Annotated in this window: 13 protein-coding genes; 11 read left to right on the top strand and 2 right to left on the bottom strand. The window is 69.4% G+C overall.

The features are described 5' to 3' along the window. Positions 1–196 precede the first annotated feature (196 nt). From A176_RS29795 to A176_RS29815, 5 genes are read left to right on the top strand one after another with little or no spacing between them, the layout of a single operon-like run. Positions 197–1,501, top strand: coding sequence for an aminotransferase class I/II-fold pyridoxal phosphate-dependent enzyme (locus A176_RS29795; protein WP_044889434.1), 1,305 nt, complete (start codon positions 197–199; stop codon positions 1,499–1,501). Between the two features lie 38 nt (positions 1,502–1,539). Further along, positions 1,540–2,820 (top strand): sterol desaturase family protein, encoded by a 1,281-nt coding sequence (locus A176_RS29800; RefSeq protein ID WP_002635586.1) that lies wholly within the window; start codon positions 1,540–1,542, stop codon positions 2,818–2,820. A gap of 43 nt (positions 2,821–2,863) precedes the next feature. Continuing rightward, positions 2,864–4,132, top strand: a complete 1,269-nt coding sequence (locus tag A176_RS29805; RefSeq protein ID WP_021780977.1) for a GNAT family N-acetyltransferase — start codon at positions 2,864–2,866, stop codon at positions 4,130–4,132. Next, a complete protein-coding gene (locus tag A176_RS29810) occupies positions 4,129–5,319 on the top strand; it encodes a GNAT family N-acetyltransferase (RefSeq protein WP_002635585.1) in 1,191 nt (396 codons plus the stop codon). Before A176_RS29805 ends, A176_RS29810 begins: the two co-directional genes overlap by 4 nt. Positions 5,320–5,321: 2 nt before the next feature. After that, positions 5,322–6,164 (top strand): formyltransferase family protein, encoded by an 843-nt coding sequence (locus A176_RS29815; RefSeq protein ID WP_002635584.1) that lies wholly within the window; start codon positions 5,322–5,324, stop codon positions 6,162–6,164. Between the two features lie 36 nt (positions 6,165–6,200). Here the strand turns inward: A176_RS29815 and A176_RS29820 are convergent, their stop codons facing one another. Beyond that, a complete protein-coding gene (locus tag A176_RS29820; protein ID WP_002635583.1) occupies positions 6,201–7,013 on the bottom strand; it encodes a hypothetical protein in 813 nt (270 codons plus the stop codon). Positions 7,014–7,413: 400 nt separating this feature from the next. Between A176_RS29820 and A176_RS29825 the strand changes: the two genes are divergently transcribed. The 6 genes from A176_RS29825 (at position 7,414) to ureG (ending at position 12,658) form a co-directional block, all read left to right on the top strand. Then, positions 7,414–7,788, top strand: coding sequence for a PilZ domain-containing protein (locus A176_RS29825; RefSeq protein ID WP_044889270.1), 375 nt, complete (start codon positions 7,414–7,416; stop codon positions 7,786–7,788). 164 nt (positions 7,789–7,952) lie between these two features. After that, complete coding sequence (locus tag A176_RS29830; protein WP_002635581.1) at positions 7,953–8,705, top strand: urease accessory protein UreD; 753 nt, start codon at positions 7,953–7,955, stop codon at positions 8,703–8,705. Positions 8,706–8,751: 46 nt separating this feature from the next. Beyond that, on the top strand, positions 8,752–9,525 hold the full coding sequence (gene ureA, locus A176_RS29835) for an urease subunit gamma (protein ID WP_002635580.1): 774 nt from the start codon (positions 8,752–8,754) through the stop codon (positions 9,523–9,525). Continuing rightward, positions 9,522–11,237 carry an urease subunit alpha gene (ureC, locus tag A176_RS29840; RefSeq protein ID WP_002635579.1) on the top strand — a complete coding sequence of 572 codons (1,716 nt, stop codon included), beginning with the start codon at positions 9,522–9,524 and terminating at the stop codon, positions 11,235–11,237. Before ureA ends, ureC begins: the two co-directional genes overlap by 4 nt. An 11-nt stretch (positions 11,238–11,248) precedes the next feature. Next, positions 11,249–11,911 (top strand): urease accessory protein UreF, encoded by a 663-nt coding sequence (locus tag A176_RS29845; RefSeq protein WP_002635578.1) that lies wholly within the window; start codon positions 11,249–11,251, stop codon positions 11,909–11,911. A 12-nt stretch (positions 11,912–11,923) separates the two neighbouring features. Continuing rightward, positions 11,924–12,658, top strand: coding sequence for an urease accessory protein UreG (gene ureG / locus A176_RS29850; protein ID WP_002635577.1), 735 nt, complete (start codon positions 11,924–11,926; stop codon positions 12,656–12,658). Positions 12,659–12,715: 57 nt separating this feature from the next. Here the strand turns inward: ureG and A176_RS29855 are convergent, their stop codons facing one another. Next, positions 12,716–14,773, bottom strand: coding sequence for a hypothetical protein (locus tag A176_RS29855; RefSeq protein ID WP_002635576.1), 2,058 nt, complete (start codon positions 14,771–14,773; stop codon positions 12,716–12,718). Positions 14,774–15,021 lie beyond the last annotated feature (248 nt).

Below are 15,021 nucleotides of genomic sequence, written 5' to 3' on the forward strand. Positions count from 1 at the left end.
AGCGGCGTGGCTGCCCAGAACCCACACATCGTCGTCACCGCGCTGGAGTCACCTCCACGAACAGCGGCCCCCAGCTTCCGGGTCGCCGGTCAGGATTCGTCCGTTCGCATCCACGGCCCACGGGGTGTGGAGACGGTGGGATGCGTCCGTCCGGTGGACGGGAGTGCCCGCCTGCGCGCGCATGGAAGCCACCGTCATGGACCTGACCACCACTGCCTTGCCCGAAAAGAACCGCGACCTCGCCGTCGGCTCCGCCCGGCTCCAGGAAGTCCAGAAGGCGGTCCACTACTACGTGGACAACCACCATTGTGACGTCATTGGACGGGTGTTTCACGGCATGCCCGGCCGCGAAGCCCGCGTCAGCTTCAGCCCGACGCGGCGGGATGCGCTGCTCGACTCGGAGGGGCCCCGGGACGTCCTCCACTTCGGCTCGTACAACTACTCCGGACTGAACGGACACCCGCGCGTGGTGGCCGCCGCCGAGGCCGCGCTGCGCCGCTACGGGACGACGGTCAGCGGCGTGCGCCTGCTCAACGGCACCTGCGAGCTGCACCTGGAGCTGGAGCGCGCGCTGGCGGAGTTCCTGGGCTTCGAGGACTGCGTCACCTACAGCAGCGGCTACGCGGCGAACCTGTCGGTGCTGTCCGCCCTGTGCGGCGAGGGGGACGTGGTGCTGTCGGACATGCTCAACCACCAGTCCATCATCGACGGGTTGAAGCTGTCCGGCGCGGACATCCGCACCTACCGGCACAAGAGCCTGCGCAGCATCGAGGCCACCCTCAAGAAGCTGCCGCGCGAGCAGCGCAAGTTCATCATCACCGACGGCGTCTTCAGCATGGACGGCGACGTGGCGGACCTGCCGGGTCTGGTGGCGCTGGCGGAGAGCTACAACGCGTTCGTCATCGTGGATGACGCGCACGCCACCGCCGCCATGGGCCCCAACGGCCGCGGCACGCCGGCCTACTTCGGGCTCCAGTCCCAGGTGGACGTGCTCACCGGCAGCCTCAGCAAGGGCCTGCCGGGCATCGGCGGGTTCGCCGCCGGCTCCAAGGCCACCATCGACCTGCTGCGCTTCGGCTCCAACGGCTACATCTTCTCCGCCTCGCTGCCGCCGCCCATCGCCGCCGGCCTGCTGGAGGGCATCCGCATCCTCCAGGAGCAGCCCGAGCTCCAGGAGCGGCTGCACCACAACGAGAACTACCTGCGCAATGGCATCCGCGCCATGGGCCTGGACTGCATGAACAGCGAGTCCCCCATCATCCCCATCCTGATGCCCGCGTATGAGAAGACGTTCGAGCTGACGCGGCTGCTCCACCTGGAGGGCATCTACGTCAACCCGGTGGGCTACCCGGCGGTGAGCAAGAACCGCACGCGCCTGCGCATCAACGTCAGCGCCAACCTCACCCAGCCGGACCTGGACCGCTTCCTGGACGCGCTGGACCGCTGCACCCGCAAGCTCGGGCTCCAGGACGCGCCCGCGCTCCAGCAGACCGGCACCTGAGCCGCCCCAGCCCCACCTCCGCCCCTGGACGAACCGCCATGGACCTCAAGGAACAGCTTCTCTACGGCCTGCCCGCGTTCCTCGCTCCCATCCTCATCGAGCTGGTGGTGGGGCTCGTGCGCCGCAAGCCGGCCTACCGGCTCCATGACGCGCTCACCAACGTGACGATGAGCCTGCTCACCGTGCTGGGCAGCGTGGTCATCGCGGGGGCCACCTTCGTCTTCTACGGCTACGTCTACAAACACCACGCGCTCTTCGACCTGGCGAAGGCGTCGCCGTGGACGTGGGTGGTGGCCTTCCTCGCGTACGACTTCTTCTATTACTGGGCGCACCGGATGCACCACACCATGGCGTGGATGTGGGGCGTCCACGTGGCCCACCACTCCGGCGAGGACATGAACTTCGGCCTCGCCGTGCGGCAGAGCGCGCTGGGCGAGCTGACCACGTGGCCCTTCTTCGTGCCCATGGCGCTGCTGGGTATCGCGCCCGAGGTGTTCCTGGGCATCACCGGCATCCAGCTCATCTTCCAGTACGCCATCCACAACACCTACGTGCCGCCGCTGGGCTGGCTGGAGTACGTGCTGGTCACGCCCTCCCAGCACCGCGTCCACCACAGCCGCAACACGCCGTACATCGACAAGAACTACGGCAACATCCTCGTCGTCTGGGACTTGCTGTTCCGCACCTACCAGCCGGAGCTGAAGGACCAGCCGTGTGTCTACGGCCTGCGCAGCAGCCTGCGCACGTGGAACCCCCTCACCGCGCACTTCCACTACTTCGTGGAGCTGTTCCAGAAGTCCGCCGCGTGCGCGCGGCTGTCCGACAAGGTGCTGTGCTTCCTCAAGGGCCCGGACTGGAACCCGCCCTCGCTGCGCCCGGAGCGCTTCAGCGGCCACCCGGATGACGGGCCGTCCGCCACGTTCAAGAAGTACGACCCGAAGCTGCCCCTGCCCGTCTCCGCCTACTGCGTGACGCAGTTCTTCAGCCTTTCGGCCAGCATCCTGCTGCTGGCGTGGTACCTGGACGTGCTCAGCCCCACGGTCCGCGTCGCCGCGCTCGGGTGCGTCCTCTTCAGCACCTGGAGCCTGGGCGCGATGATGGACGCGCGCGCCTTCGCGTGGCGGCAGGAATGGGCGCGGCTGGCGGGCATCGCCCTGCTGGGGCCCGCGCTGGCGTTGATGGAGGGCGCGCCGCTGATGAACGCGCTCCCCATCCTGCTCCACCCCGTGCTCAGCGCGGCGTGGCTGCTGCGGTTCCGGTCCGCCTTCCAGGAAGGCGCCTACACCCCCACCGGAGGCCCGGGCGCCCTGGCCGCATGAGCCGCCCGCCTCCGCTTCGACGTCTCCACCCCGCAAGAGAAACATGACCGCGACAGCACCCGTCACCGGAAGCGCTCCCGCCTTCCACACCTTCCCGCGCCCCTTCGACGTGCGCTGGGTGGGCTCCATCCACGACATCGGCCGGGAGACCTGGCACACCTGCTTCCCCACCACGGACGTGATGCAGTCCTTCGAGCTGCATCAGGCCACCGAGGCCGCCAGCATCGCGGACGTGCAGTTCCACTACCTGGTCCTCGAGAGCGGCAGCGAGACGGTGGCCGTCGTCCCCTGCTTCCGCTTCCGGATGTCGTTGACTGTCATCGCCCCGGAGCGCGTCAACCAGGTGGTGTCCAAGGTCCGCCGCGCGTTCCCGGACTTCCTCTTCCTCAACGCGTTCGTCATCGGCACGCCCATCGCCATCTGCAAGGACCTGCTGGGCATCCGTCCGGACCTGCCGCGCGCCGCGCGTGACGAGGTGCTGGGCGTCGTCTCTCGCGAGGTGATTGCCCGGGCCAAGCAGCTCAAGCTGGGCCTGGTCTTCATGAAGGAGCTCACCACCCAGAAGCTGCCCGAGGTGAAGGACGTGTTGTCCCGGCACTTCTCCTTCGTAGAGAGCGCGGCCACCACCTACCTCTACCTGGGCGAGCCGGGGAAGAGCACCTTCAAGGACCGGCTGCGCAAGAAGTACCGCTCCCTGATGAACAACCGCATGGCGCGCCTCACCGAGGCGGGCATGCGCTGGGAGATGACGCAGGACTTCTCCCGCCACGCGGCGCAGATGCACCCGCTGTACCTCCAGGTGCTCGGCCGCTCCAAAATCCGCTTCGAGACGCTCAGCGTGGACTTCTTCGCGCAGCTCTCCGAGCGCCTGGGCGACCGCGTCTTCGCGCTCCTGTGCTTCCAGGGCGAGCGGCTGGTGTCCTTCGAGCTGTTCCTCAAGGACGCCGAGTGGATTCACCCCATCTACCTGGGCCTGGACTACAGCCTGCGCGACGAGGGCGCGCTGTACTTCAACAGCATCTACAAAATCGTCGAGGTGCTGGAGGCCCACGGCAAGTCGGTGGTGCAGCTCGGGCAGACGAGCTACGCCGTGAAGGCCAGCATCGGCGCGGTGGTGGACCGGCTCTACCTGGCCGTGCACCACACGAACCCGGTGCTCCACCAACTGCTGAAGCGCTTTGGCACGGAGCTGTTCCCGCCCACGCCGCTGCCGCGCTCGCAGCGCGTGTTCCGGGACATGCAGGAGAACGACGATGGCCTCGCGCGCCACGGCATCCGCTTCGAGCGGCTGGACGACGGGGGCGACGAATGAGCGCCACGGCGAGCCTCACCACCCGAATCCACCCCCGCATCCAGGACGTCCCCCGCGCGCTCTGGGATGAGAAGGTGGCGCAGGGGCATCCCTTCAAGAGCGCCGCGTTCCTCTCCTGCCTGGAGGATTCCTTCCCGGACCGGAAGTTCGGCTACGTCGTCATGTCCCAGGGCGAGGACGTCGTCGGGCTGGCCGTCATCACCGAGGAGCGGTTGGACCTGAGCCTGCTGTTGCCCCAGCAGGTGGGCACGCTGGCGCAGGGGGTGCGCAAGGTGCTGCCCGGGTTCCTCTCCCTGGGCCTGGGCATGGTGGGCACCTTCGAAACGGCGGAGCGGCACTGGTGGTACGACGCGCGGCGCGTGTCCGAGCACGACTTCGCGAAGGCCCTGCTGGCCGCCTGCGATGAAGTGTGTGGGAAGTCCGCGCTGCTGCTGGTGCGCGACTTCATGGAGACGCTGCCCGAGGACGTGCGCCTGGAGTCGTGGTTCCTCCAGCGGGGTTTCAAGCAGGTGGCCAACCACCCCATGGCCAAAATCGCGCTCGAGGGCCTGAGCAGCGAGGGCCACTTCCAGCGACTGAAGAAGAAGTCGCGGCAGAACCTGCGCAAGAAGCTGAAGGACGCGGAGGCGCTGGGCTTCCAGGTGGAGCGGGTGCGCGACTTCCGGCCCCTCATCGACGAGTGCTACCCGCTCTACCTCCAGGTCCACGAGGGCGCCTCGGAGTTCAAGCGCGCGCCCTTCCCGCGCGCCTTCTTTGAAACCATCGCGGAGCGGATGCCCGCCACCAGCAGCTTCCTCACGCTGCGGGACGCGGAGGGGCAGCTCATCGCCTTCATCCTCACGGGCACCGGGGGCGGCATCAACAACCCGTTCTGCATCGGCATGGACTACGCGCGGACGGAAGGCACGCCGGCCTACTACCTGATGATGTGGAAGGAAATCGAGTACGCGGCGCAGCACGGCTGCCACCTGGTGGACCTGGGCCTCACCAGCTACTTCGTGAAGCAGACGGTGGGCGCGGAGCTGGAGGGCATGACGATGGCCGCCCGCATCCAGTCCGCGTGGCTGCGCCCGCTGCTCAACCCGCTCCTGCCCACGCTGCTGAGCGAGAAGCAGCCCCAGGAGCGGCGGCGCTTCCGCGTCTCCACCCACGACGACACCTCTCCCCCTTCGGAACAGGCGGCCTGACGATGATTCGCTTCGCGTACGGCTGCACCCCGTCCGTCATGTCCCTCTACTTCGCCAACACCCTGGTGCGGCGAGCGGGGCTGACGCCGTCCTGCATCGTGTTGTCCTCGGGCGGGCTGCACTTCCAGAAGAAGCGCTACACCCCGGCCCAGGTGCTGCCCCTCTTCCTGAAGCAGTTCGGCGCGCGCTTCACCGGCTACAACGTGCTCGCGGGGCTCAGCGGCGCGCTGCCCTTCCGCCTCCCGAAGTCAGGGCTGATGGGCTTCCAGGCGCTCTCCCAGACGTATGGCATTCCGCTGGTGCTCAGTGATGACTTCTCCGGAGAGGCCACCGTGGCGGAGCTGCGGCGGCGGGAGGTGGAGCTGTTCGTCACGTGCATGTGTGACCAGCTCATCCGCGAGCCCCTGCTCAGCCTGCCGCGCCATGGCTGCGTGAACATCCACCCCTCGCTGCTGCCGGAGTTCCGGGGCGTGGATTCCATCTTCCAGGCCATGCTGCACGGTCAGCGGGAGATTGGGACGACGCTCCACCGCACCGCCGCGCGCATCGACGCGGGCGACGTGCTCGCCCAGTCCACGCTGCCTCGCGCGGACACGGACACGCACATGCTGCTGACGGTGAAGTCGACCTCGGCGGGCATCGGGCTGCTGAAGCAGCACCTGGCGTTGCTGGAGCGCGGGCAGCCCCCCTCTGCCCGGCCCATCGACGTGAACACGGCCCGGCATCCCTACCGCTCGTGGCCGGAGCGCGCCGAGCTGCACCGTTTCCAGGCGCAGGGCAACGTCTTCTGGCGTGCGTCGGACTTCCGCCGGGTCCTCGGCTTCGAGGACCTGAACGCCGGGTAGGGACGCACGCCCCACCCGGCGACGGCGAACCGCGAACTACCGCTTGGCCGGGGTGATGGCCTCGCCCAGCACGGTGAACTCGCTGGCGGCGGCGCGCACCTCGATGGAGGAGAAGCTGGTGTACGGGTAGTGACCGTTACCAACCTCTTCCACGAGCTCGATCTCATCGCCGCTGATGCGACGGCCGTTCACGTCGATGGAGAACGCCTGCGGACCACCGCGGAGGCTCCAGACGCAAGCGCCCTGGCTGATGGGGTCGTTGTAGCCAAGCGACAGGTGGTTGCGGAAGCCGATGCGGATCGGCCACCAGTACCAGTAGAAGTCCCACCACCACGGGTTGAGGAACCGGTCGTAGTTCATCACGTTGGTCGTGCCCTGCAGGTGGCCGCCCGAGTAGATGTACGCGCGGTACTGCGAGCCGCCCGGCGTGCCGGTGAAGCTCGGCGCGAGCTGCATCTGGTCGCGCTCGCCGCCCAGACCGATGGTCAGCGTGCTGACCACCTGGTTGCCATCACGCGCCGCCAGGGCCAGGCCCTGGCCCGTGTCACCCAGACCGCCGATGGCCGCGTCCATGGACCACGTGGAGGCGCGCGGGAAGGTGCTGGCGATACCGTCCGACTTCACGCTCTTCAGGCCGGAGACGGCGATGCCCTTCTCCGACTTGCTGAGCTGCGCGTTACCCGTCGCGCAGTTGCGGATGCCATTGAAGCCCTCGATACACTGCGCCTTCGAGGCCGCTTCCTGGGTCGAAACCGAGTCACCCTGGGACGGCTCCTCGCCCTGGCAGCCCACGGCGGCCAGGCTCAGGAGCGCGGCCGCCAGAAAGCGGCCCGTCTGCTTGATGTTCATGGATGTGATTCCTCTTGTTGGGGGATGACGTCTTCGGGTCTGAGGCAGACCCGGCCGCGAGGCAATGCACCCAGCGAGCCAGCAACGCCGCCCCATGCGTCTTCGAGAGGAAACCCCGTCCGCGAGCCGCTTCGGCGGGTGGCTGTCGTAACGCCGGATGACACAGGCTCCGGTGTTTCGTAGCGCTCGACGCCACAGCGGCGCGCAAACCCATCAGTTTGCGCCTACGCGCAAAGCCCCCACCATCCGTCCCAGGAACGGGTCCAAGGCGACACCCCGCTTTGAACAAAAGCGGATGGCCATACGGGTCCCATGATTTCGTCACAACCCGGTATATCCCCTATGCTGAGCCTCAGTCCCCCGGGAACCTGGCCGGTTACCTCCCGGAGAAGGCTGGACGATGAACAGCGCAAGCGTGAATGAATCTCCTCAGGATCGACGCCGGTTTCCGCGGCTCGAGGCTCCGCTCTATGCGCGCCCCGCGAGGTTGCGGCGCGTCGACAAGCAGCAGGTGCTGGACGCCAGCCTGGGAGGCATCCGCATCTATTCGGATGAGCAATACACCCAGGACACCGAGCTGGAGCTGGACCTGTTCCTGCGGGACGGCACCTCGCTGGAGTGCAAGGCGCGCGTGGCCTGGACCCGGAAGCTGGCGAAGGACGCGGTGGCCCGCTTCGAGGTCGGCCTGGCGTTCACGGACGTGCCGCCGCTGGCCATGGAGCGCCTCAAGTCCGTGCTCGTGGCCGACGACGAAGCCGCCTCGGGCAGCATGTAGGCATCGGCGTCCACGGAAGGCCCCCGGAGCCGGCGTTGTACTCCGGGCCCGACTGCCGCAGGCTCCGGCCCGTGAGGGAGCCCGCTCAGACGATATCCGAAGAGCCCCCGCGACGTGCCGGGCTGGCGAGGCTGGCCTTCGAGCGCGCCGGGACGCGAACCATTGTGCGCAACGCGTTGGCGCACAGCCCGCTGCGCCTGCTCACGCCTCGCAACCACGGCCACGCGGCCTGGGCGTACACCAGCTCCTTCGGAGGGGGCCTGGTGGATGGTGACCACCTCTCGCTCGACGTGGATGTAGCGGCCGGCGCTACAGCGCTCGTGGCCAGTCAGGGCGCCAACCGCGTCTACCGCTCCCCCCGGGGCTGCAGGACGGACGTGGTGGCCCGCGTGGAGGAAGGCGCGCTGCTGGCCTGGGTGCCGGACCCCACCGTGTGTTTCGCCGAGGCCCGGTATGCCCAGACGCTGGACGTGCGGCTCGCGCCGGGCGCTTCGCTGGTGCTCGCGGACGTCATCACCTCGGGGCGCAGCGCCCGGGGCGAGCGCTGGGCCTTCTCCCGCTTCGAGTCCACCCTGCGCGTCTCCGTGGCGGGGCGCCCGCTCGTGGATGAGCGGTGGTTGCTGGACCCACGGCACGGCAACCTGCCGGAGCGCCTGGGCCGCTTCGACGCGCTGGCCTCCGTGCTGCTGGTGGGCCCCGCGCTCGCGGAGGCCCGCGCTTCACTGTCCGCCCGACTCGCCGCGCTGCCAATGACAGCACGCGCCGGACTGGTGCCCTCCATCAGCCCCCTGGGCAGCGACGGCGTGCTCCTCCGGGCCGCGGCGGTCTCCGTCGAGACGCTGTTGCACACCACACACGAATGGCTGTCGTTCCTCCCCGGCCTGTTGGGTGACGACCCCTGGGCCCGCCGCGTCTGAGGGGCCCACCTTGGAAGTCGTTGACGCAGCGCGCTAGTCTGGCGCGGTGCACCTCTCCCCTCGCGACGTCGACAAGCTGCTGCTGCACCAGGCGGGCTTCCTCGCTCAAAAGCGCCTCGCGCGCGGGGTGAGGCTGAACTACCCGGAGACGGTGGCGCTCATCGCCACCCAGCTCCTCGAATTCATCCGCGACGGCAAGGGCGTGGCCGAGCTGATGGACCTGGGGCGTCAGTTGCTGGGGCGCGCGCAGGTGATGGACGGCGTGCCGGAGATGCTGGCGGAGGTGCAGGTGGAGGGCACCTTCCCGGACGGCTCCAAGCTGGTGACGGTGCACCACCCGGTGGTGGCCGAGCACGGCGACCTGGCGCTGGCGCTGTACGGCAGCTTCCTGCCCGTGCCCCCGCTGGAGCGCTTCGCCGCCGCCTCCGCACCGCCGCCCGAAGGCCGTCCCGGCGAGGTGCGCGTGCAGCCGGGCGAGGTGGTCCTCAACGACGGGCGCGACACCGTCACCATCCGCGTCACCCACCGGGGCGACAGGCCCATCCAGGTGGGCAGCCACTACCCCTTCTTCGAAACCAACCGCGCGTTGGTGTTCGACCGCGCGCGGGCCTACGGCCGCCGCCTGAACATCCCCGCGGGCACGGCGGTGCGCTTCGAGCCGGGTGAGCAGAAGACGGTGCAGCTCGTCGCCATCGCCGGTGACGCGGTGGTGCGCGGCGGCAACGCGCTGGGCAGCGGGAAGGTGACGCCGGAGGGCCGCGAGCGCGCGCTGGAAGCGGTGCGCGCCCAGGGCTTCGGTCACGAGGAGGAGCGCTCATGAGCCGGAAGATGGACCGCCGCCACTACGCGGACATGTTCGGCCCCACCACGGGTGACCGGGTGCGGCTGGGTGACACGGGGCTCTGGGCGGAGGTGGAGCGCGACGCCACCGTCTACGGCGACGAGTGCAAGTTCGGCGGCGGCAAGGTGCTGCGCGAAGGCATGGGGCAGCAGGCGGGCGTGGGCGACGACGACGCGCTCGACTGCGTCATCACCAACGCGCTCATCCTCGACTGGACGGGCATCTACAAGGCGGACATCGGCATCAAGGGCGGCCGCATCGCCGGCATTGGCAAGGCGGGCAACCCGGACGTCATGGCCGGGGTGACGCCGGGCATGGTGGTGGGCGTCACCACCGAGGCCATCGCGGGCGAGGGCCTCATCGTCACCGCGGGCGGGCTGGACACGCACATCCACTTCATCTGCCCGCAGCAGGCGGACGAGGCGCTGGCCAGCGGCGTGACGACCTGGGTGGGCGGCGGCACCGGGCCCGCCACGGGCACCAAGGCCACCACCTGCACCCCGGGCGCGTGGAACCTCCACCGGATGCTGGAGGCCACCGACACGATTCCGCTCAACATCGGCCTCACCGGCAAGGGCAACACGTCCCTGCCGCAGGGATTGGTGGAGCAGATTCGCGCGGGCGCCATTGGCCTGAAGCTGCACGAGGACTGGGGCACCACGCCCGCCGCCATCGACACCTGCCTCACGCTGGCGGAGGGCGAGGACGTCCAGGTCACCATCCACACGGATACGCTCAACGAGTCGGGTTATGTGGATGACTCGCTGGCCGCGTTCAAGGGCCGCACCATCCACACGTATCACTCCGAGGGCGCGGGCGGCGGACACGCCCCGGACATCATCCGCGTGTGTGGCGAGCCCAACGTGCTGCCCAGCTCGACGAACCCCACGCGCCCGTACACGGTGAACACGCTGGACGAGCACCTGGACATGCTCATGGTGTGTCACCACCTGGACCGGGAGATTCCCGAGGACGTGGCCTTCGCGGAGAGCCGCATCCGCGGGGAGACCATCGCCGCGGAGGACATCCTTCATGACCTGGGCGCCATCAGCATCATGGCGTCGGACAGTCAGGCCATGGGCCGCGTGGGCGAGGTCATCTGCCGCACGTGGCAGACGGCCCACAAGATGCGCGAGCAGCGCGGCCGGCTGCCGGAGGAGCGCGGCGACAACGACAACCTCCGCATCCGGCGCTACCTGGCGAAGTACACCATCAACCCCGCCATCGCCCACGGCATGTCCCACGAGGTGGGCTCCGTGGAGGTGGGCAAGCTGGCGGACCTGGTGCTGTGGAACCCGGCCTTCTTCGGCATCAAGCCGGAGCTGGTGGTGAAGGGCGGCTTCATCGCCTGGGCGCAGATGGGAGACGCCAACGCCTCCATCCCCACGCCGCAGCCCTACATGATGCGGCCCATGTTCGGCGCCCGGGGCCGCGCGCTGGGCGCCACCAGCGTGGCCTTCATCTCCGGCCGCGCCTACGCGGAGGGCACGGTGAAGGCGCTGGGCCTCACCAAGCGGCTGGTCGCCGTGAGCCACTGCCGCGACCTGGGCAAGAAGGACATGAAGCTCAACGACGCGATGCCCGCCATCACCGTGGACCCGGAGACGTACGAGGTCCGCGCGGACGGCGAGCTGCTGCGCTGCGAGCCCGCGAAGCGTCTCCCCCTGGCCCAGCTCTACTCGCTGTTCTGAGGACACGCGGCATGGGCTCACCGTGGCGGGTGCTGCAACTGGCGGACTCGGGCTTTCCCACCGGAGGCTTCGCGCACTCCGGAGGGCTGGAGGCCGCGGTGCAACAGGGCGAGGTGCGGGGCGCCGGGGAGCTGCGGCGCTTCGTCCGGGACTTGATGTGGCAGACGGGCCATGGCGCGCTGCCGCTGCTGAGCGCCGCGCACCGCGAGCCCTCGTCGCTGCCCACGCTGGACGCCCGCGCGGAGGCCTTCCTCTCCAGCCACGTGGCCAACCGCGCCAGCCGGACACAGGGCCGCGCCTTCCTGGACACCTGCGCACGCATCTTCCCCGGGCCCGTGGCGCCCGTGCGTGAAGCGGCCCGCGCCGCGGGACTGCGCTTCCACCACGCGCCCCTGTTCGGCGCGGTGCTGCACGCGCTGGACGTCTCGCTGGACGACGCACAGCAGCTCTTCCTGTCCCTCACCTTGAGGGGCGCGCTGTCCGCGGCGGTGCGGCTGGGCGTCGCGGGCACGCATGAATCCCATCAACTCCAGCATCAGGCCTCGGCCCTGCTGGATGACGTGCTGGCGCGGTGCTCGGAGCTGGGCCCCGAGGACCTGGCACAGCCCTCTCCCCTGCTGGACCTGCTCGGATCCACGCACGACCGGCTCTATTCGCGACTCTTTCAGTCCTGAGGTGAAGCGCACATGCACGACGACCACCGCGGCCACGGACACGATGACGACCATGACCACGAGCACGAGGAGTGGGACCACCCGGGCCACTACCACGAGCGCGAGGAGCCCCAGCGGCGCGACTACAAAGCGCGCGCTTTCACCATTGGCATTGGCGGACCGGTCGGCAGCGGCAAGACGGCGCTGGTGCTGGCGCTGTGCCGCAAGCTCCGCGAGCGCCACCGCCTGGGCGTCGTCACCAACGACATCTTCACCCAGGAGGACGCGGAGTTCCTCGTCCGCAACCAGGCGCTCGCTCCGGAGCGCATCAAGGCGGTGGAGACGGGCGGCTGCCCTCACGCGGCCATCCGCGAGGACATCAGCCACAACCTGCTCGCGCTGGAGCAGCTCATGGAGACGCTGGCCCCGGAGCTGCTCATCGTGGAGAGCGGCGGCGACAACCTGGCGGCGCAGTACAGCCGCGAGCTGGCGGATTACACCGTCTACGTCATCGACGTGGCCGGCGGGGACAAGGTGCCGCGCAAGGGCGGCCCCGGCATCACCCAGTCCGACCTGCTGGTCATCAACAAGACGGACCTGGCGCCCTTCGTGGGCGCGGACCTGGGCGTCATGGACCGCGACTCGAGGAAGATGCGCGGGACGGGGCCCTTCGTCTTCACCCAGGTCACCAAGGACGTGGGCGTGGACGCCGTGGCCGAACACATCCTCTCCGCGTGGCGGGAGCGCACCGGCGCCCGGGCATCCTGAAGCACGGCGACATGGAACGCTCGCGGCGGCACCCGCGCCGCGAGCGAACCAGCGCGTTCAGCGAGCGCGCGTCAGGGGCTCGGCCACGTCCACCGTGAAGGTGTCACTCCACACGGTGCCGTACTCGTCCTTGACGATGGACAGGTCCACCGTGTGGCTGCCACGCGCGGTGGACGGAATCGACTTGGTCATCGTGAAGGTGAAGGCGCCGCCCGGAGGCAGATTCACACCCCAGTCGGACCAGTCCGTGTCCCAGCGTGCGGGCAGGCTGGAATAAAAGTCGTACCAGACCCAATCACAGCCACCCGCGTCGTTGTTCGTCACGGACACCGTCCAGGTGACGTCCGTGCCCGGCGCCGCTGTCACGGATTGCGGAGACACCGTCACCGTGGGCGGCGCGAGGACACATCGCGCGAGGATGTCGATGGACGCCGTGCCCTGCACCGTGTGCCCATCCCGCGTGGCGCTGAGCCCCACCGAGTACGTCCCGGGCACCGTGGTGTAGGGCGTGTACGTCTGGAGCCCCAGGTACACCGAGGACGACGCGGCGACCGTGCGCTGCGTGGGCACCCGGTCGGAGCCCCAACCCTGCGGCAGAAGGGTCGCGAGCTGGAAGGTGGACGGCGCGCAGGACGGCGAGTCGCGGTTGATGAGGAGGACCTCGAACTCCGGCCGGCCCCCGGGCCAATCCGTGGGGGCCAGGGACGTCACCTGCACCTCGTGTGGCGCGCGGACACAGGCCGCCTGCCGGTACGCGATGCTCACGGTGAGGCCCACCGAGGTCGCGGCGTCCACCGTCACGGAGAGGGTGCTGTAGGGGTCGTCCCACGTCGCGCCCGGCAGCAGGGCCGGGTCCGTCCACGACGGCGTCTGCGGCGTGAAGTCCAACAGGTGTGAGCCGTCCATCGTCACCGCGTCGACGTAGTGCACGAGCGCACCGCCGAACACCTGGCTCCCCAACGTCGATTCATAGACGCCCATGGGTTGGCGGTACTCCAGCCACAGCCAATCCGAGCTCCCGGGCCGCCGCCGCACCTTGAGCGCCTTCAGCCCTCCGGAGGCCACCACCGGCGCGAGGGTGAAGGTGCCGTCCACCCCGTCCACCTCGGCCACGGAGGACGCCGCCAGCCAGCCGATGCGCGCCTTCTGCGGCGCCGCGTAGTGGCCCAGGTTCCACCGGCCCATCGTCGAGAAGACATCGCCGTACTCATCGAGCGCGCCCTGGGTTCCCGGCAGGCCCAGCGCCTCCGTGCCGAAGTCACGGGTGCTCGCGTGGTGCAGCGACAGGTTGTGCCCCGCCTCGTGCGTCACCAGCTCCACGGCCCTGTCATGCGGCGTCAGGGCCTCCGCCACCAGCCAGGCGGTGGAGGCCGTCACGGCCCCGTCCTGCGTCTGCACGGAGCCGCACGACAGCGTGGCCTGCCCTGAATACCGGCAGCCCTCCTGGGGCATGGGGTGGACGATGAAGATGCGGTCGTACTGTGTGAAGTCCACGTCCGCGTCCACCGCCTGCACCGCGGCATCGCGCATGGCCGAGGTCTCGCTGCACGAGTAGGCGCGGTCCAGCGTGTACCAGCCCACCACGTCGCCGGTGGTGGTGGTGCGGCCCTCGGACACCTCGCTCCAGTAGTCCGCCAGCGAGCGACGCGTGGTGGAGAAGAACATGTCGTGAACGGCCTGCGACGTGAGGCCAGGCCGAGGCATGCCGGGGAACTCCGCCAGGATGACCAGGCTGCGCTGCACGCCGAGCGGCCCACAGGTGTTCAGCGAGGCCGCGGCATGCGTGTCCACGTCCGCGCCCTGGGCGACGAGCTGACCGTGTTTCTCGCGGCCCTGCACCTTCACCCGCTGGCCGCTGCGCAGCCCCGCGGGCGCGCCGTGTTCGAACACCACCTGACGGCGCTGGCGCCCCTCCGTCACGAAGTACTCCTCCCAGGACGCCACGGGAGCGGGAGGGTCCACGACGACGACCTCCAGCTCGCCTTCCCAGGAGGTCTCCCGGCTCACCGCTTCGTGCGGTGGCGAGGCGTCCCGTGCTTCATCCGCTTCGGGAACCTGCGCGCTACAGGCCGCGAGCCACACGGCCGACACCACGATGCTCCATGTGCGGGACATTGCCCCTCCGGCGAACGGACAACCGGCGCGGAGTGCGACCGTTGACCGCCGCGGCGTTGTGCCCGGCGCACCCGACACCCGCAACGCTTCCCGAACGAAGCCACGAGGAGTTCACGCGGGCGAGACACCGCGAGGCACTTGCCTCAGCAGGAGGAGTTCACGCGGGCGAGACTCCGCGAGGCACTTGCCTCAGGGGGAGGAGTTCACGCGGGCGAGACTCCGCGAGGCACTTGCCTCAGGGGAGGAGT

It is taken from the genome of Myxococcus hansupus, from assembly GCF_000280925.3.
GTDB classification, from domain to species: Bacteria; Myxococcota; Myxococcia; order Myxococcales; family Myxococcaceae; genus Myxococcus; species Myxococcus hansupus.

What these genes read in the sequence shown, in the direction of transcription:
- A176_RS29795 (WP_044889434.1), top strand. Translation starts at nt 197, where the DNA reads ATGGACCTGACCACCACTGCCTTGCCCGAAAAGAACCGCGACCTCGCC.
- A176_RS29800 (WP_002635586.1), top strand. Translation starts at nt 1,540, where the DNA reads ATGGACCTCAAGGAACAGCTTCTCTACGGCCTGCCCGCGTTCCTCGCT.
- A176_RS29805 (WP_021780977.1), top strand. Translation starts at nt 2,864, where the DNA reads ATGACCGCGACAGCACCCGTCACCGGAAGCGCTCCCGCCTTCCACACC.
- A176_RS29810 (WP_002635585.1), top strand. Translation starts at nt 4,129, where the DNA reads ATGAGCGCCACGGCGAGCCTCACCACCCGAATCCACCCCCGCATCCAG.
- A176_RS29815 (WP_002635584.1), top strand. Translation starts at nt 5,322, where the DNA reads ATGATTCGCTTCGCGTACGGCTGCACCCCGTCCGTCATGTCCCTCTAC.
- A176_RS29820 (WP_002635583.1), bottom strand. Translation starts at nt 7,013, where the DNA reads ATGAACATCAAGCAGACGGGCCGCTTTCTGGCGGCCGCGCTCCTGAGC.
- A176_RS29825 (WP_044889270.1), top strand. Translation starts at nt 7,414, where the DNA reads ATGAACAGCGCAAGCGTGAATGAATCTCCTCAGGATCGACGCCGGTTT.
- ureC (WP_002635579.1), top strand. Translation starts at nt 9,522, where the DNA reads ATGAGCCGGAAGATGGACCGCCGCCACTACGCGGACATGTTCGGCCCC.
- A176_RS29845 (WP_002635578.1), top strand. Translation starts at nt 11,249, where the DNA reads ATGGGCTCACCGTGGCGGGTGCTGCAACTGGCGGACTCGGGCTTTCCC.
- ureG (WP_002635577.1), top strand. Translation starts at nt 11,924, where the DNA reads ATGCACGACGACCACCGCGGCCACGGACACGATGACGACCATGACCAC.
- A176_RS29855 (WP_002635576.1), bottom strand. Translation starts at nt 14,773, where the DNA reads ATGTCCCGCACATGGAGCATCGTGGTGTCGGCCGTGTGGCTCGCGGCC.